At 36.9% G+C, this 24,360-nt stretch carries 23 protein-coding genes and 1 pseudogene; 17 read left to right on the top strand and 7 right to left on the bottom strand.

The annotated features are described in order from the left end of the window. Positions 1-12: 12 nt before the first annotated feature. Positions 13-1,398 carry an SLC45 family MFS transporter gene (locus AB3Y88_RS01335; RefSeq protein WP_056960685.1) on the bottom strand — a complete coding sequence of 462 codons (1,386 nt, stop codon included), beginning with the start codon at positions 1,396-1,398 and terminating at the stop codon, positions 13-15. A gap of 212 nt (positions 1,399-1,610) precedes the next feature. Between AB3Y88_RS01335 and AB3Y88_RS01330 the strand changes: the two genes are divergently transcribed. Together AB3Y88_RS01330 and AB3Y88_RS01325 are read left to right on the top strand one after the other, a co-directional pair. Then, positions 1,611-2,591, top strand: coding sequence for a LacI family DNA-binding transcriptional regulator (locus AB3Y88_RS01330; protein ID WP_228889216.1), 981 nt, complete (start codon positions 1,611-1,613; stop codon positions 2,589-2,591). 158 nt (positions 2,592-2,749) lie between these two features. After that, positions 2,750-3,673 (top strand): GH25 family lysozyme, encoded by a 924-nt coding sequence (locus AB3Y88_RS01325; protein WP_228889221.1) that lies wholly within the window; start codon positions 2,750-2,752, stop codon positions 3,671-3,673. A gap of 98 nt (positions 3,674-3,771) precedes the next feature. Here AB3Y88_RS01325 and AB3Y88_RS01320 read toward each other — a convergent pair whose 3' ends face one another. Then, positions 3,772-5,637: a beta-glucoside-specific PTS transporter subunit IIABC gene (locus AB3Y88_RS01320; RefSeq protein WP_228889223.1), complete on the bottom strand. Its 1,866-nt coding sequence runs from the start codon at positions 5,635-5,637 to the stop codon at positions 3,772-3,774. A gap of 193 nt (positions 5,638-5,830) precedes the next feature. On the opposite strand from AB3Y88_RS01320, the gene rpe reads away from it, so the two are divergent. From rpe to AB3Y88_RS01250, 14 genes are all read left to right on the top strand, one after another. Further along, positions 5,831-6,481 (top strand): ribulose-phosphate 3-epimerase, encoded by a 651-nt coding sequence (gene rpe / locus AB3Y88_RS01315; protein ID WP_228889226.1) that lies wholly within the window; start codon positions 5,831-5,833, stop codon positions 6,479-6,481. A gap of 11 nt (positions 6,482-6,492) precedes the next feature. Then, positions 6,493-6,987: a ribose 5-phosphate isomerase B gene (gene rpiB / locus AB3Y88_RS01310; protein WP_315972302.1), complete on the top strand. Its 495-nt coding sequence runs from the start codon at positions 6,493-6,495 to the stop codon at positions 6,985-6,987. 81 nt (positions 6,988-7,068) lie between these two features. Then, positions 7,069-8,091, top strand: a complete 1,023-nt coding sequence (locus tag AB3Y88_RS01305; protein ID WP_261909863.1) for a LacI family DNA-binding transcriptional regulator — start codon at positions 7,069-7,071, stop codon at positions 8,089-8,091. Between the two features lie 222 nt (positions 8,092-8,313). Then, positions 8,314-9,801 carry a PRD domain-containing protein gene (locus AB3Y88_RS01300; protein ID WP_261909862.1) on the top strand — a complete coding sequence of 496 codons (1,488 nt, stop codon included), beginning with the start codon at positions 8,314-8,316 and terminating at the stop codon, positions 9,799-9,801. Then, entirely contained in the window at positions 9,791-10,276 is a 486-nt protein-coding gene (locus tag AB3Y88_RS01295) for a PTS sugar transporter subunit IIA (protein ID WP_228889238.1), read from the top strand. The genes AB3Y88_RS01300 and AB3Y88_RS01295 overlap by 11 nt, the downstream gene beginning before the upstream one ends. Positions 10,277-10,278: 2 nt before the next feature. Beyond that, entirely contained in the window at positions 10,279-10,593 is a 315-nt protein-coding gene (locus AB3Y88_RS01290) for a PTS fructose transporter subunit IIB (protein WP_228889241.1), read from the top strand. A gap of 16 nt (positions 10,594-10,609) precedes the next feature. Next, complete coding sequence (locus AB3Y88_RS01285) at positions 10,610-11,692, top strand: PTS fructose transporter subunit IIC (protein WP_228889245.1); 1,083 nt, start codon at positions 10,610-10,612, stop codon at positions 11,690-11,692. Between the two features lie 16 nt (positions 11,693-11,708). Continuing rightward, the gene (locus AB3Y88_RS01280) at positions 11,709-12,572 is read left to right on the top strand and encodes a class II fructose-bisphosphate aldolase (protein ID WP_228889247.1); all 864 of its coding nucleotides are present in this window, start codon (positions 11,709-11,711) and stop codon (positions 12,570-12,572) included. Between the two features lie 20 nt (positions 12,573-12,592). Next, entirely contained in the window at positions 12,593-13,486 is an 894-nt protein-coding gene (locus tag AB3Y88_RS01275) for a ketose-bisphosphate aldolase (RefSeq protein ID WP_228889251.1), read from the top strand. A gap of 251 nt (positions 13,487-13,737) precedes the next feature. Continuing rightward, a complete protein-coding gene (locus AB3Y88_RS01270; protein WP_228889254.1) occupies positions 13,738-15,159 on the top strand; it encodes a GH32 C-terminal domain-containing protein in 1,422 nt (473 codons plus the stop codon). A gap of 42 nt (positions 15,160-15,201) precedes the next feature. After that, positions 15,202-16,473 (top strand): MFS transporter, encoded by a 1,272-nt coding sequence (locus AB3Y88_RS01265; RefSeq protein ID WP_228889257.1) that lies wholly within the window; start codon positions 15,202-15,204, stop codon positions 16,471-16,473. Position 16,474: 1 nt separating this feature from the next. Beyond that, the gene (locus AB3Y88_RS01260) at positions 16,475-17,512 is read left to right on the top strand and encodes a LacI family DNA-binding transcriptional regulator (protein WP_228889260.1); all 1,038 of its coding nucleotides are present in this window, start codon (positions 16,475-16,477) and stop codon (positions 17,510-17,512) included. After that, complete coding sequence (locus AB3Y88_RS01255) at positions 17,509-18,882, top strand: glycoside hydrolase family 32 protein (RefSeq protein ID WP_228889263.1); 1,374 nt, start codon at positions 17,509-17,511, stop codon at positions 18,880-18,882. Before AB3Y88_RS01260 ends, AB3Y88_RS01255 begins: the two co-directional genes overlap by 4 nt. A gap of 28 nt (positions 18,883-18,910) precedes the next feature. Beyond that, positions 18,911-19,783, top strand: coding sequence for an ROK family protein (locus AB3Y88_RS01250; RefSeq protein ID WP_228889288.1), 873 nt, complete (start codon positions 18,911-18,913; stop codon positions 19,781-19,783). 159 nt (positions 19,784-19,942) lie between these two features. On the opposite strand, the gene AB3Y88_RS01245 is transcribed toward AB3Y88_RS01250, so the two are convergent. Both AB3Y88_RS01245 and AB3Y88_RS01240 read right to left on the bottom strand, forming a co-directional pair. Further along, positions 19,943-20,263 (bottom strand): DUF898 family protein, encoded by a 321-nt coding sequence (locus AB3Y88_RS01245; protein ID WP_056960699.1) that lies wholly within the window; start codon positions 20,261-20,263, stop codon positions 19,943-19,945. Positions 20,264-20,458: 195 nt separating this feature from the next. Further along, complete coding sequence (locus tag AB3Y88_RS01240) at positions 20,459-22,144, bottom strand: LysM peptidoglycan-binding domain-containing protein (RefSeq protein ID WP_228889297.1); 1,686 nt, start codon at positions 22,142-22,144, stop codon at positions 20,459-20,461. 4 nt (positions 22,145-22,148) lie between these two features. Here AB3Y88_RS01240 and AB3Y88_RS01235 point away from each other — a divergent pair, with 4 nt between their 5' ends. Then, complete coding sequence (locus tag AB3Y88_RS01235; protein ID WP_367293445.1) at positions 22,149-22,940, top strand: hypothetical protein; 792 nt, start codon at positions 22,149-22,151, stop codon at positions 22,938-22,940. 47 nt (positions 22,941-22,987) lie between these two features. On the opposite strand, the pseudogene AB3Y88_RS01230 reads toward AB3Y88_RS01235, so the two are convergent. The 3 genes and pseudogenes from AB3Y88_RS01230 to AB3Y88_RS01220 all read right to left on the bottom strand — a co-directional run. Further along, a pseudogene (locus tag AB3Y88_RS01230) lies at positions 22,988-23,104 on the bottom strand (KxYKxGKxW signal peptide domain-containing protein); the annotation flags it as partial. Between the two features lie 143 nt (positions 23,105-23,247). Beyond that, on the bottom strand, positions 23,248-23,493 hold the full coding sequence (locus AB3Y88_RS01225) for a hypothetical protein (protein WP_054757585.1): 246 nt from the start codon (positions 23,491-23,493) through the stop codon (positions 23,248-23,250). 128 nt (positions 23,494-23,621) lie between these two features. Beyond that, positions 23,622-24,302, bottom strand: a complete 681-nt coding sequence (locus tag AB3Y88_RS01220) for an EAL domain-containing protein (RefSeq protein WP_228889266.1) — start codon at positions 24,300-24,302, stop codon at positions 23,622-23,624. Positions 24,303-24,360: the final 58 nt, after the last annotated feature.

The raw sequence follows: 24,360 nt of genomic DNA, 5'->3' as shown, positions 1-24,360 counted from the left end.
TTAGTTGCTCCTTTAATTTTTATTATTAATTTTTATTTTTTCTAATTCACCGTATGTCTCTTTTACAAATAAAACACTAATAGCAGACAGAATCAGTAAAATTCCAGCGATCAACATCATGATATGTTGGGCACCAACTCCGTGATTGCTGGAAAATTGTAAGATTAGAGTTCCGCCAACGAGATTTGCAAGAATCTGTGGAATACAAATAGTACAGTTAAAGAGTCCTAGATAAGTTCCAATATTATTTCCATCTAATGCATTGGTCACGATTGTAAAGGGAATAACGGTATTAGCTCCCCAAGCCAGGCCAAACGCAATGAAGGAAAGAATCAAAACATATTTATTTGTTACCAGAGAGACAGAGCCTAATCCGAGCCCACCCATAAAAAGTGAAAAAGCCCATAATGGTCTTTGTTGCTGTGGAAACTTAGCGATAGCAAGTGGCCAAATTGCACCCACAACTGCCGAAATTGCACTAAGAAATCCGAACCAGTTGCCGGCGGCTTGAAAGCCAGTTGAACTCACGTTAGTAGTTTTCCAGACTTTTTCTGCTATGCCTCCTGTAGCGTAAGTGGTCATATACATATAAGCTGCCCAGTAAAATAATTGGACAATTCCTGCTGTCCAAAAAGCTTTTGGGGCTGTACGCAGCAGTTGGAAAATATTGTGCTGACCGTTTGTTTGGTCCTCAGATATGTGGTGAAACTTCGCATATTCTTTTGGAGGTAACTCATGTACTTTAAAAAAAGAATAGATACAGCAGATGAATAAGGTTAGGGCTGCAAAATAAAAAGTAAATTTTACAGTATTGGGAATTACTCCTTTAGAAGCAACATTAGAAATGCCAATCATTGTTAAAATCATTGGGAAGATTGAGGCAACAACTTGACCCATATTTAAAACAAAAGTCATAATAGAATATGATTTTTCCTTTTGTTTTTCATTCACCATGTCGCCACTAAGCATTTTGAAAGGTTGCATTGCCATATTGGATGAGACATCTAAAAATAAAAGAGAAAGAACTCCAAACAACATGGATGTTCTGGTTCCATAGCCTAATCCAAGATTACCGGCATTTGGCATCAAAATAAGCACAATTATAGAAACCAGCCCCCCAACATAGAGCCAAGGGAGCCTTCTTCCAAAGCTGGTCCATGTTCGATCAGAGATGGCACCTACAATTGGTTGAACGAACATCCCTGCAATGGGCGCGGCCAGCCAGAAATAGCCAATGTCATTAGGGTTCGCTCCGATTGTTTGAAAGATTCTTGACATATTAGCAGATTGTAAAGCAAAAGCCATTTGTACACCAAAAAAACCAATGTTCATATTCCATAAAAAGGTATTGCTCCGACTACTTTTATTTAGAACTTCAATTTTATTTATTCTTTCCATAGTTATTCCGATTATTAGGTCGAAAGTCTAAATAACTCTTTCGGCAAATCGATTACACCTCCAACAATGAACTTGAAATTTGCGTAAGCGCTTACTCAACTTTCAAGTTCATTGTAAACGTTTTCTTGAAAGTGTCAAGACTTTTATAATAGTTATATTTGTTGTACTTTATGTACATACATAATTAATAAAAAAAGTGGGAGAGGATTAAGGTGCCAGTCAAAATTGCAGATATTGCTAAACTAGCTGGAATTTCATCAGCGTCTGTTTCAAGAATTTTAAACGAAACTGGTAGATATAGTGAAGAAACTGCAGCACGGGTAAAAAAAATTGCTAAAGATATAGGTTACTATAAAGATCGTTCGGCAGCCGATTTGGCACAAAAAAGCAACAAGACAATTGGTGTGATTTACACTAATTCGAAGACGAACTTTAACAATATTGTCATTAATGGGGTAATGGCTGAAGCAGATGAACATGGGCTGGATATTATTTTAATGGCCACAAAAAGGAATGATTCTAAAAAATTATTAAAAACAGTGCGTAATATGATAGAACGTCGAGTTAATGCGTTGTTGTTGATTTCACTGCAACCAACTAGTGAAGTAATTAATATGTTAAAACAAGTAAAAATTAATACTAAATTGGTGGGAACTTCTACAGATAAGGATATTCACTTTATATCCTCAAATGATTTCCTGATGGGGTATCAGGCAACAAAAAGTTTGATTAGAGCTGGATATAAAAAAATTGGAATGGCTGGCAGCGATATTATGCAAGATTATGTTGCACGCTTAAGGTACAAAGGATATCTGAAGGCTCTAGGAGAGGCTAAGATAAAATTTCAAACTGATTGGTTGTCACCTGGAAACTTCAGTTATGACTCGGGGATTGAAAGTGCGGCGTATTTTCATGAAAAGAAAAACGTTTCCGCGATCATTGGTGTAAGTGACGAGGTTTCGCTCGGTCTTTTGAATGGTCTCCATGATCTAGGAGATACTGTTCCTGCAGATTTTTCAATTGTTAGTATTGATGGAACTGAAATCTGTAAGCGTAGTAGACCGCAATTGACCAGTATTACACAGAACTTTGCCCTTATGGGAAAAATAGCAGTTACTGAATTTCAAAATAACAAGCAAAATGTACTTGTTCCATTTAAACTAGTACAGCGTTCCACGACAAAAAAACTGTAAAAAGTTCTTTAGATTAGTGAGTTAGACATAAAATTTTTACTGCTGTTATTTACCCCAAAGTTGATTTTTAAGTGATAGCTATTAAAAATAATTTGACATACTGCAAGGATAATACGTTTTATAGTATATTAGCTTGATTAATAAGAGGAGGTTCTTTTATGACCAAAGATTACGAGTTAGTTGCTGACGTTGCAAGCTATCAACCAGACACTTTGTCTTTTTTTAAAGCCTTAGCTGCCCAAAATGTCCGCGCAGTAATTGTCAAATTGACGGAAGGTAGTGCAAACGGCAGTGCCTACGTTAATCCTAAAGCTGCTGCCCAATTAGCGCATGCACGTGCCGCAGGTCTGTTAGTTCATGCGTATCATTATGCTAAGTTCAAGGGAAGCCAGGATGCAAGTGCTGAAGCTGCTTGGTTTGTGCAGCACGCACAAGCTCTAAAGATTACTCCAGCTTCTGTAATGGTTCTTGATATTGAGGACCAGCAAAATGCCAACTGGGCTACTGCTGACGCCAATACGTTTTTGCAGGCAGTTAAGGCCGCCGGATATCCACATGTCGATCTTTATTCAATGGCAACCTGGTTTTGGAGTGGGCGTTTGGACCCCAGTAAGTTGTTGGCTAAGAATCTCTGGGTTGCTAATTACGGTGTAACTGCTCCTGGAGTGGCAGATGTGGGCTTATGGCAATACACGAATAGCTTTGAAGTTGCAGGTCTGCAGATTGATATGAGTTATGACTTTAATGGTTTCTATTCTAAGGCGCTGACTAGCGCAAAACCTGTAACACCTGCTGTCCAAAATACCAGTTTCAGCGATGACCTTGGCGATAAGTGGACTACAGAAACCGGAATATTTACGACGAAAACCGCCATTAAATTGCGCTGGGGTGCCAAAACCACTAGTTCTGTAATTGCACTTTTACCAAGCAATTCAGTGATCAATTATGACGCATATTCAATGCATGATGGTTTTGTTTGGTTGCGTCAACCACGATCAGCTGGCAAGTTTGGCTACTTGGCAAGTGGTGAAGAAGTGGCTGGTAGGCGGACTAGTTGCTGGGGTGAATTTGAAAGTAACTAAGTATAGGTTATCTAGAAGATAATAAAAAAATGCTGTAAACTTTAATTGTTACAGCATTTTTAACTATTTAGAGACTAATTGCTAAACCCTATTCATAATCAAATAGTAGCTTGCAAAATTTTGCGACCGTGATTACCAAGATCAGCTTTGAGGAGTCGAACATCTTTATATTCAGTACTATTTGTCACAATTACAAAAGTTGAAGTGTCATAGCCGGCTTTTTTTAAAGCAGCGAGATCAAAATGGATTAAAAGCTGACCAGATTTAACAACATCACCTTGTTTGACCTTTGAGGAAAAATATTTCCCATTTAATTTGACAGTATCAATTCCAATATGAATTAACACTTCAGTTCCTCGGTCGGAGGTAATTCCAATTGCGTGGTTTGTTTTAAACAACATTGAAATAGTACCATCAAAGGGGGCGTAGACATCACCACTTGTAGGATGAATGACAGTTCCTGAGCCCATTGAACCAGAAGCAAATGCTGGATCGTTGGCTGACGCAATGTCAGCAACAGTTCCATCTAGGGGTTGAAGAATTGAGGCATCAGAAATTTGTTTTGTATTGCCAATTTGATCAGTTTGTACTTTGGTGTTTTCGGCCTCATCAATACCGATTAACAACGTTACAATCATTGCGACTACAAAACAAATAATTAAACCAATTACATAAGAAATGAATGTCTTGCCAATGAAAGCGGGTAGTGTGGTTATGCCTCCAAAAACAAAAGCAAAGGCTTTAGCGTGAAGTCCACCGATAAAAGCTCCCCCTATTGCACCTCCAGTAACAGCACCAATTAGAGGCTTTTTGTACTTAATACCAATTCCATAGATTGCTGGTTCGGTAATACCCGCAAAGAAAATTGAAAGAAGTGCAGAAATAGAATAGGCTTTCATTTTACTGTCTTTTGTCCTAAAAAAGGTTCCAAGTGTTGCTCCAGCCATTCCAAAGTTCGCAGCAGCTGTTAGCGGAACAATGAAGTCATAACCAAGTTTACTGATATTTTGGATCATTACTGGATTGACAGCCCATTGAAGTCCAAAAATAACAAAAATATTCCAAGCACCACCAACAATAGCACCAGCTAACCAACCATTTGCATTCATTAAAAAATTAATTCCATCAGAAATCCATTCCCCTAAGTAGACACCGAATGGTCCAAATATTCCAGCTGTTAATGGAACCATGATGAACAGAGATATTAGCGGAACGAAAAGTAACTGAAGGTTTTCAGAAATAATTTTTTTTAAATAGTATTCAACATATGATAAGCACCAAATTGATAAAATTGCAGGAATTACTGTCGATGTATACGTCATTGTTACAATTGGGATTCCTAAAAAATGAGTTATGATACCGTTTCCATGATTGCCCATAATTTGTGTGAATTCCGGCATTATCAAGGCGCCCATAATTGCTGCGGCAACGTACTTATTAACTTTAAATTTTTCTGCAGAAGTAAATGCTAATAATATAGGTAAAAAATAAAATACCGCAGTAGATGCAGCAGTTAAAATATGGTAAGTTCCAGAGGTTTCAGATAACCAACCTACTTGAGTTAATAATAATACAATTCCTCTTAAAACACCCGAGCCCGCAAGTAGAGGAAGTAGAGGAGTAAAAATACCTGCTACAATATCCAAAAAATTAGAAACTAAACCATGACTGTTTTTTTCCTTAGTATTATCTTGATTAGTCTCTTGGGTTAGGTTTGTTCCATCAAGAAGTTGGTCGTATACATTTGTTACCGCGGGGCCAATTATTACTTGAAACTGTCCGCCGTTTTCAACAACACTTATAACGCCAGTTAAATTTTCAATAGCTTTTTTATTTTTATTGGCAATTCGATTATCTTTTAATAACATGCGTAAGCGAGTAGCACAATGAGATATCCCTTGAATATTAGCTTCACCGCCGATTAAGGATAATATTTTTTTCCCTAATGATTTTTCATTCGACATATTTAGTCACCTCGTTTATTTTTTGAGCAAACGATTTCTCAAATTGAATAGTACCATTAAGTTTATTTTCTGTCAATTATCCATATATTACGATGATAGCTTCGATTAAGATCTATTTGACATATCGAAAGGCAGATGATATATTTATTTTTGAGCAAACGATTTCTCAAAAATAATATTAAGGTTGATGAATATGGAAAAATTAATTTGTCCTTCGTTAATGTGTGCAAATTTTTCGAATCTCAAATCTGAAATTCAAAATCTTGAAGCTGCAGGTGTGGATATTTTTCACATGGACGTTATGGACGGAAACTTTGTCCCTAACATGGCTTTAGGGCTTGAAGATTATCAAACTGTTAGAAATTTAACTTCGGTTTCAATGGATGTGCACCTAATGGTTAAAAGACCAAAGAATTTTATTCATATGTTTTATGCAGCAGGGGCCGATATCATGTATATCCACTCAGAGGTAGATCCTATGGCAGCTACTACATTGTTAGAAATAAAGAGTTTGGGTATGCACCCAGGGTTAGCGATTAATCCAGGGACTGCAGTTGAGTCTATTAAGGAGTTGCTTCCATTAGTTGACTATGTACTTGTTATGACTGTCAATCCCGGCTTTTCTGGACAAAAATTTTTAGACTTCGTAGTTCCGAAGATTGAAAAACTTGCTGTTTGTAAAAATGATAGTTCATTTAAATTAATGGTTGATGGTGCAATTTCTCCGAAAAAAATTAGTCAACTTTCAAAAATTGGTGTTGACGGTTTTATTGTTGGAACTTCATCATTGTTTGGGAAAAACAAATCTTATAACAAAATCGTAAACGAATTGAAGGAGTGTTAGAAATGAAAAAAATAAAAATTGCTTTTGGATCCGATCATGTTGGCTATGAGTTAAAGCCTTTAATTATCGAATATGTGCGTTCACTAGGATATGAAGTTCATGACTTTGGAACTTACTCAAATAAAAGAACTGATTATCCTATCTACGGAAAAAAGGTTGGTGAGGAGGTAGCTAATGGTAATTATGATTTGGGAATTATCATGTGTGGTACTGGGATTGGTATTTCAATATCTGCGAACAAGGTTTCTGGTATTCGTGCGGCTAGTGTTAGTGAACCTTATTCAGCTGAATTATCACGAAGACATAATAATTCAAATATACTTGCCTTAGGTTCTAGAGTAGTTGGTTCTGAACTTGCCAAAATGATTGTTAAGGCATGGTTAGATGCTAGTTTTGAAGGCGGAAGACATCAGCGAAGAATTGACGAAGTAACTGCAGAAGATGAGCATGATGAACAAAAATTTGATAGAATTGTAAATGATGACAGTGGAAAATATTCAGATTGAAATATTGAAACCTGATGTACTTTGTCTAGTACAATTCCACTCTCGCAAGATATAACATTAAGAACGTTTTGGAAGTGGATTATGGATAAAAAAATTTCAATCAAAGAGATTGCTAGATTAAGTGGAGTCTCTGTTTCAACCGTTTCAAGAGTCATCAATAACAATGGACGTTTTTCTGAAGACACTCGGCAGCGTGTATTGAGAATAATAGAGAAGTACCACTACCAAACAAATACCCTTGCAAAGGGGCTGCGAATGAAAAGATCAAATACGATTGGTATTATTGTGCCAGACTTATCTAATACATTCTTTTCATCTTTAGTTGAAAAAATTGAAAATCAATTTTTTTCAAAGCAATACTCTACTATTATCTGTGATACAGGAAGAGATTCAGAAAAAGAAGAAACTTATATACGAATGTTAGAGGCAAAATTAGCAGATGGACTAATAGTCATTTCAGGGAAAAAGACCTTTGACAAAAATATTCTAAGTCGATCAATTCCAGTAGTTTGTATTGATAGGAAGCCCAATGATAGTAACACAATTTTTGTTAGTTCAAATCATTATGAAGGTGCTGTAATCGCAACAACAGAATTATTAAATGCTGAAACACTTCCGACTCTTTTTAGAGTTACTGGGGATTCGTCTTCTATTTTGGATAGAATTAAAGGTTTTAAAGATACACTAGAAGCAAGTAATTTAAAATTAAGTCAATTTTCAATTATTAGTCTAGATTCTCAGCATCTTTCTGGATCAGAGCAAAGAAGGTTGGAAATTCGAAATGAATTACGAAAATTAATAAGTCATAATGAGTTACCGATTGGTATTTTTGCAGTAAGCGATACTTTAGCTGCCGATATTATGATTGCAGCTAGAGATTTACACTTGAGTATTCCAGGAGATTTGAAAATTGTTGGATTTGATGATGCACCAATTGCTAAGTATTGTTATCCTGAGTTAACAACTATTCACCAAAATATTGACAAAATTGCTCTACAGGCAAGTCAACGATTGATATCAGCAATAAAAGGAACAAGTAATAGCTCAGAAGAAGTCACGCATACTATTATTGATGTTCACTTAGTTAAAAGAAAAACAGTTTAAATACAAGAAATTGAATGCAAATTAATGTACAATGAGTTAGATCGAAAAGAACATTTAAGGACTGGGACAAGCAAAATTTTGCCACGGTCCTTTTTGAGTACACGTTACTTTTTGACTAATATGAGGTTCTATTTTTTAATGGCAGTTGTTTATGACAGAAAAGTGTAAGCGCTTGCAAAATTGAAAAGATATACTATAGCTGAAGGAAAGGAGAGGTGGGAGATGTCATTTAGAGAAAAAGAAAAAGCACTTCTTGAATTCCTTAGCCAAAATGATAACTACTTTACCTCTAATGAAATAGCCGAGAAATTGGAAATTTCGACACGTACTGTTGCTCGTTATATCGAAAAAATTAACGAAAGAAGTGATGAAGACCAATTAATAATTTCGGAAAAAGGGAGGGGATACCGCATAAATTATCCTGAGTATTTACGTAACAAGGAACAGCAAAGTCAAAACAGTTTCTTTTCCCCTGTTGAGCGGCGCAACGAGATTTTATTGAAAATACTTTTCAGCTCTCCACGAGAGTTAAAAGTTATTAATCTTTTTGAAAAATACTATGTTAGTGAAACTGTTATCAATGGTGACTTGATGGTAATCAAGCAGCAATTAAAGAAACAAAAGATTCAACTGATTCGAAAAAGTCATAATGTTGGTGTGAAGGGCAGTGAATTAGCCATTCGACGTGCAATTTTACAAAATATTACTAAAGCTAATGATATTGAGACAGAAAAAATTAGTTCAAAGTTTCCTACTTTAAATCGTTATGATATGCGGTTTATTATCGAACAATTTAGGTTGATTGAAAATCACTTGAATTCAATTATTCCTTATCCATATAATATAAATATTTTTTCACATATATATATCTTAGTTAGTCGTTATCGTAATGGATTTGCAACTAAAAATCAGAAGTTTAAATTGGTAGATGTTTCTTCGAATGAGGAACGGTATCGTAATCAAAAATTTTTTGAGATTGCCGATATTATCATTGATAATTTATCAAAATATTTAGGGCAGGAATTACCCCAAGAAGAGAAGATATTTTTGTTACAGTATTTGAATTCATCGAGGTTGTTTTTTAAAAATACTAATAAGCTAAATTTTTCAACTGAAATAATTGAAATTACAATGGAGATTATTAATGGAGTTAGTACTGTCAGTGGAATCGCATTCAATATCGAACAATTAAAAACTGAACTTATAAATCATATTAAACCTCTTGTTAACAGAGTTAAAAATCATATTGAGATTACTAATAAGTTACTAACTGATATTCAAAATGAATACTCTCAAATATTTGTACAAGTTAAACAAGTCGTGAACGAAGTTTTTCAGGAACATTTTCAACAAAAGTTGGATGATGATGAGATTGGGTTTATTACACTTTACTTTGCAAAATTCATTGAACAAAATCCCCCAAAAATAAGAGTCCTAATTATGTGTGCAAGTGGAGTTGGTACTTCTGAGTTACTGAAAGTTAAAGTGCATAAGTTTTTCCCTGAATTACAAATTAAAGATGTCATCTCTTTGCGACAATATCAAAAAGAAAAGAGTTTTTACGATCAGCAAGTGGATTTTATTATCACTACAATTTTTGCAGAGAAAGTGAGTATCAAACCGACGCTATTGGTAAATGCAATGTTTAATAAAAATGATCAAATAAATGTGAATAAAATGTTAAAGGTGTTGAGAGAAAATGGAAAGTAATATTAACAATTTTGAGATCGCGAAAGTGATCACGCCAGAACTGATTTCAATTGATCTTAAGGCAGTTACAAAAGAAGAAGCAATTGAGGAACTGACAGAATTACTTTTTATGCATGGAGACGTAATCAAGCGTAAAGAGTTTAAGGAGGACGTAATGCAACGCGAGACTGAGGGAATGACAGGATTAGGACAAGGAGTTGCAATTCCTCATGGAAAGTCGAAAGCTGTCAAGAATACAACTTTAGCAGTAGGGATTAGTCACCATAAAATTGCTTGGGAAACATTGGATAATGAACCAGTAACAATTGTTATTCTTTTTGCTGTAAAAGATACTGACGCTAATACTCTGCATATTCGTTTATTACAGAAAGTAGCGATTCTATTAGCAGATGAGGCTTTTATTGCAGGTTTGCACAGAGTAAGGACAAAAGAAGAAGTATTAGAATTATTATCACAAAATCCAAAGGAGGAGTAAGAATGAAAATTGTAGGAATTGCTGCATGTACCTCTGGAATTGCGCATACGTATATAGCACGGGAAAAGATTATGAAAGCAGCACAAAAATTGGGTTACGAGATTCATATGGAAACACAAGGAACGATTGGAACTGAAAATGAATTAACAACTGATCAAATTAAGGAGGCAGATTTTGTACTTCTAGCTGTTGATATTAAGATTGGTGGGAAAGAGCGTTTTAAAGGAAAAAGAGTAGTAGAAGTACCAACAAACACAGCTATCAAAGCACCTACAAAATTACTTCAAGCAGTAGTAACTAAATTAAAAGAGACTTAAATTGGAGGAATGAAAGATGCTAAAAAAAATGCAGTTGAAAAAACATGCGATGACCGCAATTTCATACATGTTACCACTAGTTGTTGCTGCGGGTTTACTAATTGCAATTGGGAATCTAATGGGAGGTTCAGTGATTACCAATTTTAAGAGTGGCTATTCAATTCCCTCTGCATTCACAACTCTTGGTGTTTGGGGAATGGGACTTCTAGCACCTGTGATTTCCGCAGCAATTGCTTATTCAATTGCTGATCGGCCTGGAATTGCTCCGGGATTATTAAGTGGAATAATTTCATATAACATTGGTGCTGGATTTTTAGGTGGAATGCTGGGCGGCTTTTTAACAGGGTGGTTAGTACTATTTTTGCTGAAATATATTAAAGTTCCAAAATGGGCTGAAGGGTTAGTTCCAATGATGATTATACCTTTACTGTCTTCTCTGATAATGGGGCTATTGATGTTTTTTATAGTAGGTCAACCAATCGTATGGGCAACTAACGCTTTAACTTCATTTCTAAATAGTATGAAAGGCTCTGCTAGATTTACATTCGGTGCGATTTTAGGCGGAATGGCTGCCTTTGATTTCGGTGGACCAGTCAATAAAGTTGCTTCTTTATTTGCTGATGGATTACTGCTTCAAGGAGTCAAAGAACCAGAAGCTGTTAAAATCTTAGCCTCAATGGTACCACCATTTGGCGTAACACTTTCTTGGCTGTTGTCAAGATTATTTAAACATCAGATTTACACTCCAGAAGAAGAAGATAATATAAAAATTGCCTTTCCAATGGGAATCGTCATGATTACAGAAGGTGTAATTCCATTGGCCGCTGTTGATTTGATTAGAATGGTGGCAGCTTGCTCAATAGGAGCAGCGGTTGGAGGTGGCTTATCTATGACATGGGGAATTGAGAGCCCAGTTCCTTCAGGTGGGATGTTTATAGTACCAGCAATGAACAAACCGTTGCTTTTTTTGCTTGCCTTGTCAATTGGTTCTGTCGTAACAGGATTAATACTATTTGCTTGGAAGAAGATGCCAAGTAAAGAAGATGAACATTTGGAATCTGAAGAAGACATTAACTTAGATGATATTCAAATTAATTAATGCTAGGAGGCACAGCATGTACGTTTCAATGAAAGGAATGTTAGCTAATGCTAACTCACATAATTATGCGGTAATGGCTATCAACTGTTTTAATTTAGAAAGTGCATATGCGACTATCTGTGCAGCAGAATCAATGGATGCTCCAATAATTATAGATTTATTAATGGAACATTTACAAAAGCATATTCCTCGTGAATACGTTTTACCAGGAATTATCAAAATGGCGGAAAAGGCTAACGTTGAAGTAGCAATTAATTTAGATCATGGAAATTCCAAAGAATACGTCCTTCAAAGTATTAATGCTGGGTTTTCAAGTGTAATGATAGATGCGTCTGAGTATAAGTATGATGAAAATGTTCGAATTACGAAAGAAGTTGTTAAAATGGCAAGTTCTCGCGGTGTAAGTGTTGAAGCAGAAATTGGGAATATGGGAGCTGTTGCAAATAATCAATTTACACGCACGAGTATGTATACTGACCCACAAGAAGCAATCTCATTTATAAAAGAAACAGGGGTGACGGCACTTGCAATCTCTTTTGGTTCAAGTCATGGTAGTTTACCGCAAGATGTTACTCCAGAGTTTGATTTTAATATTGTCCAAGAGATAAAAAATGCAACCCATCTTCCATTAGTTTTACATGGGGGATCTGGGTGCGGTGAAAAAAATATTAAAATGGCAATTCAGTATGGGATCAATAAGGTCAACGTAGGTTCCGATGTCATGCAAGCGCAAGCTGATTCGGTGTTTGAACAGCACTCAAAAAACCACAAGATAGAGTACGTAAATCTTATGACAACTACAATGCAAGCAGCTAGGGAGATGGTGCGTTACTATATAAAAATTTCGGGTTCAGCAGGAAAGACAAGTAAAAATAGCTAGACAAGAAGGGAAGATGTTAAATGTTATTAAATATGAAACAAATGTTGAAAACTGCACAAGAAAATCATTTTGCGGTAGGGGCCTACAACGTCTCTAATGCTGAATTATTAAGATCGGCCATTGAACAGTGTGAAGCAGATAATGCACCAGGTATTATTGCAGTTCATCCAACTGAAATGGCCTATGCAAAAGATGACTTTTTTGCCTATGTTCTACAACGAATTAAAAATAGTAAGGTGCCCTTTGTCTTGCATCTGGATCATGGTGATACTATTAAAAATGTTGCTCGTGCAATTCATAATGGATTCAGTTCGGTGATGATTGATGGGTCACTAGCTTCGTGGGAAGAAAATGTTGCACTTACCAAGAAAACTGTTGCGATGTGCCACTTAGTAGATGTTTCAGTAGAAGGCGAGCTAGGAACAATTGGTCAAACTGGGAATCATATTAAAGAGCACTTGCAAAATGGAATTTATACTCAACCCACAGACGCTCAAAAATTTGTCGAAGAGACCGGTGTTGATACGCTAGCGATTGGAATTGGTACAGCTCACGGAATTTACCCTTCAGATGTTACTCCCAAAATTAGAATAGATATTTTAAAAGATATTATGGCTGTTGTTGCAAATCCGCTAGTATTACATGGGGGATCGTCCAATCCAGATGAACAAATTGAGGAGGCTGTTAAAACTGGAATTTCAAAAGTAAATATCTCTTCTGACTACAAATATGCTTTCTTTGCTAAAGCAAGAACAATATTAGCTGAGGAAGAAGGATGGGATCCAAATAATCTTTTTCCAGAATGTATTGCAGCAGCTAAAAGAGTTGTGCATCATAAAAATCAACTTTTTGGAGCGCTCGATAAGGCACCATTATATATTGATGTGGAACCTTGGCGTAGAACGTTACTTTGAGAGTAGATGTAAAGTGACAAGGTAAGTTATCAAAAGATTACTAGAAAATATAAGGGCTTTGACAAGAATTGTCTTAGTCCTTTATTGTGTTAATTGTGAAAACTTTTTTGAATCGATTCGTTGAGGTCAAGAAAAAGCGAACTTAAAAAATTTAGAAAGACTATTGACAATTTAAGAAAACCCTTTCATAATAGCTTCGTTAATTAGCGTGCTTAAACGTTTAAGCAAAATTTGTGTAAAGGGTGAATTAAATGACAAATGATATTTTTTATAGACCAACTGACGGATTTGTGGGTGATGTAATCCCATTTACTAAGAATGGAGAGGCATACCTATTCTTTCTTTTCGATGAGCGCAAGGAACCTAAAACAGGAATGCCTTGGAAAGTTATCAAAACTAAAGACTATGCAGCTTTGAATGATCTAGGAATTGCGCTACCATCAGGTGGTCTTACTGCGAAAGATTATAATTGTTACACTGGCAGTGTTGTCACAGATGAGCAAGGGACAGACCATCTTTTTTACACTGGTAATAATCCACATACAACGGACACGAGCGGACGCTCACTTCAATTAATTATGCATGCAACTAGCACTGATAACATGCTGAGTTGGACTAGACATCAGGAGCTTACTTTTGGAGCGAGTTCTAATTATGAAAAATATGACTGGCGGGATCCTTTTGTATTCAGAGATGAGGAAAATGGAGTTTGGCGAATGATCTTTGCTGCTCGTAAGAATTCTGGCCCAGAAAGAAGACGAGGTGTGACAGCTCAATATATTTCAAAAGATTTGAATTTTTGGAAAGAGGTTGAACCTTTTTGGGCACCTAATAGATATGTTGCAATGGAGTGTCCTGAGGTTTTTAAATGGGGAGAATGGTGGTACTTTGTTTATTCAGAATTCACTGATGCTTTTACAACGAAGTATAGAATGTCAAAATCACTTAAGGGTCCGTGGATTGCTCCTGAACATGATTCAATTGACGGACGGGCCTTCTATGCAGCTAAAAGTACTTTTTTGAATAACCGTAGATATTTTACAGGTTGGATTGCAACTAAGAAAAATGAATCAGATGATGGTGAATGGCAATGGGCTGGTAATATTGCAACATTAGAGGCTACCCAAAATGCAGATGGGACTTTAAATTTTAAGTTTCCTAATGAATTAGTAACTACCTTTAAGAATACCGTTGCTACTTCAATTGAAAATACTACTCTCAATGTTCCTGATGGCTATGACTGTAGTCTAACTGGCAATATTTTGCCAAACAGGGCGACATACATTAAAGCTGAATTGGAATTCTCAATGCAGACGCACGAAGTTGGTTTCTTATTACGAGCATCTAACGATGGAGACTCGGCTTATATGTTGCGTTTAGAGCCAAAACGTGCGCGCGTCGTTTTTGATCGTTGGCCTCGTAAAAAAACAGGAACAGAACAATGGCAAATTTCGGGAGACGTTCCTTATTATGTGGAACTTGAACGTCCCTGTGAACTTTTGGCTGGAAAACATACGGTCGAAATCCTTATTGAAGGAACTATAATGGTTGCTGTAATTGATAAATCAGTGTCATTAAGCGCCAGAATCTATGATAAAGAATCTGGTAGATTTGGCTTCTTTGTAAGTGATGGTCAAGCAAAACTTACTTCTTTAGAAATCAAGGATCGTTAGTTTTTTACTAGTCAAAGTTAAAGATGGAATGGACTGATAAAAGTGAATAGTATAAAGGAACATAATGCTAATAAATTATCAATTACACCAATCACCAAACTCACTTCCTATAAATTTATTATTGGTTTTGGAACGTACGCTATTTTGCAGAATATGGGCTTCTATATGATAGCTGCGGTATTGATGCCGCAAAGGCTAAAAGATGTGGGAGTTGCCAATCCAGATGCTCTTTTAGGTACGATTAATGCAGCTGGTGCGCTAATTTCCTTGTTTGTAAATGTTTTTGTAGGCGCTTTATCTGATAAAACACGTTCCCGTTTTGGAAAGAGAACTCCGTGGTATTTGGCGGGTGCTTTAATCGCTGCATTTTCGTTTTATTTGATAGGAATACCCACTACTGGAACCGGAATTTTGTTAGCATATTGTTTTGCTAATGTTGGACAGAACATGATGACTGCACCCATTGTAGCAACACTTTCAGATCGCGTGCCTAAGATTAACCGGGGGACTGTTTCTGCAGCGTATGGTGGTGGAATTACTGTAGGACAGGCAGCCGGAACTTTTCTTGCTTCATTGTTTATTGCCAAAACAACAATTGGCTTCTTATTGGCTGCACTGATGTATATTATTGCTGGTTTATCAGCATTTTTGATTATTCCACGGGAACCTGCCAATAATGTTACGGTTGCCGGAAAAGAAAATGTTATGCAAGTAATTCTTAGAGCTTTCACACCACCTATTCGTAATGCCGCAGATTTCTGGAAGGCGTTTGTGTGTCGAACGAGTTTAATTGTTGCTTATCAAATGGTGGCTGCGTATCAGTTATATATTTTAGAAGATCATCTAGGGCAATCACGTACTGAAGCCGCAGGAGTTATTTCAGTGATGTCAGTTATTACAATGATAGTTTCTTTTATAGCTGCAGTAACTTCCGGACCAATTTCTGATAGAATTGGAAGACGTAAACCACCTGTGGTAGTTGCATGTTTGCTTTATGCAATTGGAATTGCTATGCCATGGATGTTACCGTCAACGCTTGGAATGCTTCTTTTTGCCGGAATTGCAGGTTTGGGCTATGGAATGTACATGGCAGTTGATCAGGCCTTAAATGTTGATGTTTTACCAGATAAGGAAAATGCAGGTAAGGATTTGGGTTTTTTAAACGTTGCTTCATGTGCTGGACAAGCAGTCGGTGCTGGAATTACATCAATTCTCGTAACAACGATGGGTTCTTATACTCCAATTTTTCCAGTCGCAATTATAATTACTATAATTGCAATTATTTCAGTTTTATTAATTCGAAAGGTTAAGTAAAATGAGCAAAAAAAAGCCAACACTAAAAGATATTGCTGAGATCGCAGAAGTATCAGTTGCAACTGTCTCATGGGCAATTAATGGAACTAAAGCACGGATTCCTCAAAAGACACGTGCAAAGATTATTAAAATAGCAAAAGAAATTGGATATCGACCTAATGTACTTGCACGTAATTTAGTACAGGGAAAGACAGACTTGATTGGGTTTGTTACAGATGATGTTGCAACTTCACCATTTGCAGGTGAAATTATTGCCGGTGCACAAGAAGAGGCGTGGAAGAGTAACAAAATTCTTTTAATTGTTAATACTGATGGAAAAAAAGAAGTGGAAGATAATGCTTTGAAGATGATGAAAGAACAGCAAGTTCAAGGAATTATTTACTCAACTTGGTATCATCGTAAAGTTACTTCACCATCTTTATTTGCTGAAATCCCGTCACTTTTTGTTAATTGTTATAGTCAACAAGAAGATTATATGGCAGTTGTTCCTAATGAAGTACAGGGAGGAAGAACTGCAACTGACTTATTGATTAAAGCTGGTCACAAAAGAATTGCTTTTATTAACACTACCTCTGTTTCACCTGCTCAATCCGATAGGCTTCAGGGTTATAAAGATGCTCTGAAAAATGCAAATCTGACCTATGATGATGCGCTAGTTATTTATGCAAAACCTAATCAAGAAGGAGGTTATGATGTTGCAAATTCAATTATCGGTTTAGGAGTTAGTGCTGTATTTTGTCACAATGATCGAGTTGCAATGGGTCTTTACGATGGGTTACGAAAAAGAAATGTCAAAATTCCAGCAGATATTTCAATTGTCGGTTTTGATAATCAAGAAATTATTGCAGAACATTTGCATCCTAAACTAACTACAGTCGCGTTACCACACTATAATCTTGGTGCAATTGGAGTCCAACAGCTGTTGCAGAAAATTGAAGAGCATCAAATTTTTGATAAAAAGAAATTAATTAAAGTTAATTGTCCGCTAATTACTAGAAACTCAATCCGAAAACTTCGCAAGGAGGAGAAGCCATTATGATAAAGGTAAAAAACACTCGGTTTCGCCAAAAATATCATGTTATGCCACCTAAAGGATGGATGAATGATCCCAATGGATTGTGTTTTTTTAATGGATATTATCATGTGTTTTTTCAATATCATCCGCATAGTGCTGACTGGGGGCCAATGCATTGGGGACATGTTAGAAGTTTGGACCTTGTTCATTGGGAGAACTGTCCTATTGCTCTTGTACCAGGAAATAAAGAGGATAAAGATGGTTGCTTTTCGGGGAGTGCAGTAATAAAAGATGACAAATTATACCTGATTTATACAGGTCACCATTATGTGCCTGGGTCAGGTAAAAAAAGTTTTTGGCAAACTCAAAATATTGCTGTTAGTACTGACGGGCTGCATTTTGAAAAATATGAAAATAATCCAATTATTACAACGCCGCCTGCTGATAACTCTGAAGATTTTAGAGATCCTAAAGTCTGGTATGAAAAAGGACTATGGCAGTTGATATTAGGCAGTCAAGGTAGTGAACATCAAGGAAGAGTTCTTTTATATCGTTCTCCAGATCTATTTAATTGGAAGTATGTAGGGGTACTAGCCCAGGCAGATTTGAAAAATAATGAGGGTTTTATGTGGGAATGCCCTGACTTATTTCAATTGGGTCATCAACAAATTTTATTAGTATCACCACAAGGAATTAAGGCAACTTCTGAGAAATTTAAGAATCTTTACCAAACTGGGTATTTTATAATTAATTCAGAAAATAAAAGTAATTTTTATGAATTAGATTCAGGGCATGATTTTTATGCTACACAGACCCAACTATTAGAAGATGGGCGTCGAATTATGTTTGCATGGATGGATATGTGGGAAAGTAAGATGCAAGAACAGCTAGATGGATGGGCAGGAACATTGACAGTACCGCGGGAATTGAGCGTCAAGAATGGTAAATTATATTCTTATCCAATTTCTGAGTTAAAGTCATTACGACAAAAATTGTTATTTAGCCAGCAAAGTGATGGCATGGAGATTAATTTCAGCAGTGCATCACATGCGTTAGAAATAAATGCAGTGATTGAATGGCCAAAAAGCGCTACAAATATTATCTTTAGTCTAAAAGATAAGTGCGAACAGGATATTATCAAGCTACTTTTTGATTTCCAAAGCCGGATCGCGTATTTACAGCGAGTAGGGAGTGATGGAAAGAGACAATGCTCATTTAGCCAGAATCATGAACTCAAATTAAAAATCTATGTAGACAGTTCCTCTTTAGAAATCTTTATTAACGCTGGAGAATGTAGTTTTAGTGAACGTTTTTATGTGGAAGATCAGTTGAATTTTCAATTCAAAGCAAACAGACAAATTAAGCAACATATTGATGTTTACCAATTAGATTGAAGTTTAAGGAAAGATAGAGGTGGGAAAGATGTTATTAGGCAGTATTGAAGCAGGTGGAACAAAGTTTGTTTGTGCAGTTGGAGACGAAGATTATCGGATTAAAAATAGTGTTAGGATAAACACTACCTCACCAAAAGAGACCCTTACTCTGGTAACCGACTATTTCAAGCAATTTTCTCTCGATGCATTATCGATCGCTTCATTTGGTCCCATTGATGTTCAGCACATTAGTCCAACATATGGTTTTATCACAAATACACCTAAGCCTGGTTGGAAAAATGTTGATTTCGTTGGAGGTATCAAACGATCATTAAAAGTACCCGTTTTTTTTACGACAGATGTAAATGGGTCTGCATTTGGAGAGTATACAATGGCACAGCTTTTTAATGAAAAATTGAATTCGCTAGTATATTTGACTGTTGGAACTGGAGTTGGTGGAGGAGCTGTAATTGATGGTAAAATTTTAGGTAGTGGTGGACATCCAGAAATGGGACATGTTTATCTCAAAAGACATTTTGATGACGTGACATTTACTGGTAATTGTCCCTTCCATAAAGATTGTTTAGAGGGATTAGCTTCTGGACCTGCAATACAAGCAAGAACTGGAATTGCTGGAGAGAAAATTTCACCAAATGATAAAGTTTGGAATATAATTGCTTATTATCTTGCACAGAGTGCATTGCAACAAACACTAATTCTACGGCCAGATAGTATTACCTTTGGCGGTGGGGTTATCAATGATGTATTGCTTGAGAAGGTTAGAGTGGCTTTCGAAGAGTTAAACAGTGGTTATATTGAGATTCCAAAATTGAAAGAATATATTCGAATGCCTAGAGTAAAGAATAATGGATCAGCAACTGTAGGAAATTTTGCACTGGCATATTCGTTGTTGCAAGCTTAAGATAGCATTTTAGGATTATCAACTAATATTTAAGGAAGAACCAAACCAGGTAGTAATAGCACCGAATTAAAGGGGTGCGGAACTACCTGGTTTTTTCTGTGCTATATAACAAAAATTAATTTTTTGAGATCGGCATAAATTATTCAAAATTATACAAGTCTAATTCATAAAACTTGTATTTTTAGCCTTCCAATCTTCGAGTTTTATTCCAACCCAAAAAAGATAAATTCCAAGAGTTATGATGCTTAATAATAACCATTTAATCCAGTTACCAAACAAGCCAACGGCAGAACCGTGAAAATGCATTCGGTGGCCAGCAATAACTGTATGATTGATTTTCCAACCATAAACTAAACATAGCGCCCACGGATAGCAAATCCCCAAAGTACAGGTGGTCAAAATAATCCCCAAGAGATTCCAGCCAATATAAGAGAATAGTCCGCCATCAAAAAATGAGTTTCGACCATGTTTGATTTCCATAATTAAATTCCTCCTCCAAGCACAGCTTTTAAAGTCTTCAGAGTTTGGACTGGTTAATCCCAAGATAGTAGATGAGCCTCTTTAATGCTGCTGTTTAGGCTGCGTTACTGTAATCAAAAAGCTGCGACGAGCTGGAATCAATCCAGATTTGCCACAGCTTAATTTTAGCAATTAGCTTTGTTTATTCAAATATTTCTACAGTGTCAACTTTTGACCAACGTAAATGTAATCTTCATTGCTGATTCCATTTGCTGTCACTAACTTGCTGACGGTTGTACCATTTGCGGCTGCAATTGCACTTAATGTGTCACCTGACTTAACAGTATAACTTCCACTGGTAGTAGATGATGATGTTGAGCTGTTATTAGAACTCGAACTGCTATTAGAGCTTGAACCTGAAACAGTTAGCTGCTGTCCCACATAGAGATAGTTCGTATTACTGATACTGTTTAAGGATGCGAGCTTGCTGACAGTCGTGTTATATGTGTTAGCAATAGCAGTCAATGTATCACCGGATTTAACTGTATAAGTTCCATTATTGGAGGACGTCGCTGAACTATTCGAAGTTTTTGATGAACTCGACGAACTGGAACTCGAACTTGAACCTGAAACCGTCAGCTTTTGTCCGACATAGAGGTAGTTGGTGTTACTGATACTATTCAATGAAGCTAACTTGCTGACAGTGGTCCCATATGTTGAGGCAATTCCGCTCAACGTATCACCGGATTTGACTGTATAAGTCGTGCCAGTACTATTCGAGGAACTAGTTGTAGTTGCTGAATTAGTTGAACTCGAACTACTTGTACTCGATCCAGAAACAGTCAATTCTTCTCCGATATAAATATAATTAGTATTGCTAATACTGTTCAACGAAGCGATTTTGCTAACTGTCGTCCCATATGTCTTAGCAATTGAAGTCAACGTATCGCCAGATTTCACCGTGTAGGTCTTCTTGCTAGTGGATGAGGTTGACGAACTGCTTGAATTGGAAGAACTGGAGCTGCTCGATGCAACAGTCAATTTCTGTCCCACGTAGATATAATTAGCATTGCTGATACTGTTGAGTGAAACGAGTTTGCTGACAGTTGTGTCGTATGTGTTAGCGATTGAACTCAGGGTATCGCCAGATTTCACCGTATAAGTATTGCTGGAAGAAGTCGACGAATTGCTGCTTGAACTGTTAGCGCTGGAACTGCTTGCACTTGAAACCAGCAATTCTTGTCCCACATAGATAAAGTTAGCATTACTGATATTATTAAGTGTTACTAAACGACTAACGGTAGTACTGTAGTTGTCAGCAATTCCACTCAACGTATCGCCAGATTGAACGGTATAATAAGTATTTGTGGTAGAGCCGCTACTGCTTTTAGAATCACTGTCAGAGTCACTGTCAGAACTGCTATCGACGTCTACACCGCTATACTTAAAGGCTAATTCATCCCAGGCAGTTAAATCATAAGTTTCAATAATAGATTCCAATTTGGAGGTATAGCTAATATCAGTTGCATAACCATCTTCATAAATCTTAGTGGCTGCAGTGCTTGAATTGGTTTCACCAACCAGATTACTGTAACGGGAACTTTCAGCTAGCAATTCGGCATGATCGGTGATGCTTTGACTATCATTATCATAAGCTCTGAAGGTTGAATTAACCGTATGATAACTGCCATCATAGTATTCTTCTGTTTGTAACGTAACGGTTTTGCCGGTCCAAGAAGTTCCAGACTTAATGCCAAACAGATTATGATATTCACTGGCTAAACTAGATGTTCCCCAGCCACTTTCCAGAATTGCTTGAGCTGCTGTCAAAGAAGGTAAGATTTTATATTTGGTCCAGCTTTCAATTGCGCCGTCCAAGATTTGATTTAAGAAGGTGGACACCTTGGTGCTGTATTCAGCAGTATTTTGTTTTTTAAGGGCAGCAATTTTGGCTTCTAACTCAGCTTCAGTAATTGTGGTCGTAGAAGTAGAAGCAGTTGTTGAAGAACTGGCTGCAGTGACGCTGCTTGCAGTACTTGACTTAACAGTCGCTGAACTTGTCTTAGCACTGGATGCAGAACTTGCTGCAGCCGAACTTTCTTTAGCAGAAGAGCTACTGCTTGCTACAGAAGAACTACTGCTTGCTACAGAAGAACTACTTGCAGCTGAACTTTCTTTAGTAGATGAACTACTGCTTGCTACAGAAGAACTACTTGCAGCTGAGCTTTCTTTGGCAGAGCTGCTTGAATCTGCTGCAACAGAAGAGCTAGTAGCGGTGGAACTTTCTTTAGCAGCAGAACTACTGTTTGAAGAAGAACTATCTGCAACTGAACTGCTTGATGCTGAATCTTTTGTGCTAGTAGAAGCAGCCGCAGTTGAGCTGGTTGAACTGGCATTAGTTGAAGAAGTTGTTGCTGCAGCGGTGACAGTTGAACTATCAGCTGAGGAAGCTTTTTCACTAGCTGAACTTGACGTTGTCGCACTTGAACTGTCCTTGGTTGAAGAGGTTGTTGCTGCAGCAGTGACAGCTGAACTATCAGCCGCTTCACTAGACGAACTGCTGTTAGCAGTGGAACTTTCTTTAGTAGACGAACTACTGCTTGCTACAGAAGAGCTGCTTGCAGCTGAGCTTTCTTTGGTTGAAGAGCTGCTGGCAGAACTGCTTGAGTCTGCAGCAGATGAAGATGAGGCCTTTTGAGATGAAGTATCACTCTCAATCTTTGCTTCACTTGCAAGTGCCGTTGAGACCGGTTTCAACTGGACCCCAACAACGAATGATGACACTGCAATTGTACTGTAAAGCCAGAATTTTCCGGCTTTGTACATTTTATAATGCAGCTTTTCTTCATTATGTTTATGCATAAAAATAACCTCCTAGATTGTGTTTTCCCCAATATAAATGTCTCCCTGCAGCTATAATAGCATAATCACAAATTACATATCTTAATAAATAATGAATGTAATCTTAATGTAATATTAAACCAGTGTTCGTACTCGAAAAAGGCCTACCTGACAATTCGATTCCCAATATTTAAGTAGTGTTTTTCAAGTGCTTCCATAAACTTTGCTGTATTCTGATGAGAATTATTATAAAGGTCGATTTCATTTAAAAAAGTAATGAAGTCCATCGGCTTCAATCGATATTCGATTTGTTCCTGCGTCAGGATATTTTTCTTTAAGATTTGGCGATGATTGGCATCTGTGAAAAGTGCGAAAGATTGTATATTTGCAATCAGTTCATAGTTGTCCATCTGGATCCTTCTTTCTAAATAGGAAGTTAATCCTTGAATTTTAACAAAAGCTACTCTTTATTTTAAAATGGATAATTAAAAGATAAAAGTATATGTACTCGGGAAGACTTGCGGTAATCGGTGCTACGCTACAGCTTGGGATCTCCAGGTAATCGCAAAAGATGGGGCTTTTCATAGAAAAATCCTTGGCGTAGCGGTAAACCGAGCTCATTTAAGAGTTCATCATCGGCAGTGCTTTCGATTCCTTCGACGATCAAACGCAAATGATAGGTGCGTGCGACTTTTCGCCAAAATAACAATTGGCCAGGAATCTCAGCGAGACGGTTTTCTTTGCGCAGATTTTGTAGTGGAAACTTGATCTCGGCAGCGCACGGCAAAAGTGGCTCAATCCTTTGATAAACGTTCTCTCCAGTGCTGACATCATCAATACTCAGTTCGATGCCAAACTCTAAGAAACGTTGGGCATACTTTTTTACGGTATCTAGGTTAATCCGCGGGACACCGGCATCTTCTGTGAGTTCAACCACAAGGGTCAGGGGGTAGATGTGTTTTTGCGTTTCTATCAAAGCTTGTGCCATCGTTTCGTCTACAAATTGATTTTGGTTAAGATTAAAAGAGATAGAGTCTACTTTCAGTAATAAAACTGTGCCAATCTGCTTCAACAGTTCAATTTGTTTCACAATTGGAACAGAGGTGAAATCTTGTGGCAACTGCCATTTATTGTTATTATATTTACGAATTAACATTTCATAGCCAATCAGTGAATTAGTAAACATATTTTTTTGTGGTTGGATATAAAAGCGATACATAGCAACGATCCTCTCATGCGGTAAAATGCTAAAAAATATTACATTACCTATTATGAAC

This window comes from Liquorilactobacillus satsumensis (genome assembly GCF_964065465.1).
Taxonomy (GTDB): Bacteria; Bacillota; Bacilli; order Lactobacillales; family Lactobacillaceae; genus Liquorilactobacillus; species Liquorilactobacillus satsumensis.
The sequence above is the reverse complement of the archived record's forward strand: the minus strand, read 5'-3'. Positions and strand labels throughout refer to the sequence as shown.

Excerpts from the sequence above, each read along its gene's own strand:
- AB3Y88_RS01335 (WP_056960685.1), bottom strand. The coding sequence starts at position 1,398 with ATGGAAAGAATAAATAAAATTGAAGTTCTAAATAAAAGTAGTCGGAGC.
- AB3Y88_RS01325 (WP_228889221.1), top strand. The coding sequence starts at position 2,750 with ATGACCAAAGATTACGAGTTAGTTGCTGACGTTGCAAGCTATCAACCA.
- AB3Y88_RS01320 (WP_228889223.1), bottom strand. The coding sequence starts at position 5,637 with ATGTCGAATGAAAAATCATTAGGGAAAAAAATATTATCCTTAATCGGC.
- rpe (WP_228889226.1), top strand. The coding sequence starts at position 5,831 with ATGGAAAAATTAATTTGTCCTTCGTTAATGTGTGCAAATTTTTCGAAT.
- AB3Y88_RS01305 (WP_261909863.1), top strand. The coding sequence starts at position 7,069 with ATGGATAAAAAAATTTCAATCAAAGAGATTGCTAGATTAAGTGGAGTC.
- AB3Y88_RS01300 (WP_261909862.1), top strand. The coding sequence starts at position 8,314 with ATGTCATTTAGAGAAAAAGAAAAAGCACTTCTTGAATTCCTTAGCCAA.
- AB3Y88_RS01295 (WP_228889238.1), top strand. The coding sequence starts at position 9,791 with ATGGAAAGTAATATTAACAATTTTGAGATCGCGAAAGTGATCACGCCA.
- AB3Y88_RS01290 (WP_228889241.1), top strand. The coding sequence starts at position 10,279 with ATGAAAATTGTAGGAATTGCTGCATGTACCTCTGGAATTGCGCATACG.
- AB3Y88_RS01285 (WP_228889245.1), top strand. The coding sequence starts at position 10,610 with ATGCTAAAAAAAATGCAGTTGAAAAAACATGCGATGACCGCAATTTCA.
- AB3Y88_RS01280 (WP_228889247.1), top strand. The coding sequence starts at position 11,709 with ATGTACGTTTCAATGAAAGGAATGTTAGCTAATGCTAACTCACATAAT.
- AB3Y88_RS01275 (WP_228889251.1), top strand. The coding sequence starts at position 12,593 with ATGTTATTAAATATGAAACAAATGTTGAAAACTGCACAAGAAAATCAT.
- AB3Y88_RS01270 (WP_228889254.1), top strand. The coding sequence starts at position 13,738 with ATGACAAATGATATTTTTTATAGACCAACTGACGGATTTGTGGGTGAT.
- AB3Y88_RS01260 (WP_228889260.1), top strand. The coding sequence starts at position 16,475 with ATGAGCAAAAAAAAGCCAACACTAAAAGATATTGCTGAGATCGCAGAA.
- AB3Y88_RS01255 (WP_228889263.1), top strand. The coding sequence starts at position 17,509 with ATGATAAAGGTAAAAAACACTCGGTTTCGCCAAAAATATCATGTTATG.
- AB3Y88_RS01250 (WP_228889288.1), top strand. The coding sequence starts at position 18,911 with ATGTTATTAGGCAGTATTGAAGCAGGTGGAACAAAGTTTGTTTGTGCA.
- AB3Y88_RS01245 (WP_056960699.1), bottom strand. The coding sequence starts at position 20,263 with ATGGAAATCAAACATGGTCGAAACTCATTTTTTGATGGCGGACTATTC.
- AB3Y88_RS01225 (WP_054757585.1), bottom strand. The coding sequence starts at position 23,493 with ATGGACAACTATGAACTGATTGCAAATATACAATCTTTCGCACTTTTC.
- AB3Y88_RS01220 (WP_228889266.1), bottom strand. The coding sequence starts at position 24,302 with ATGTATCGCTTTTATATCCAACCACAAAAAAATATGTTTACTAATTCA.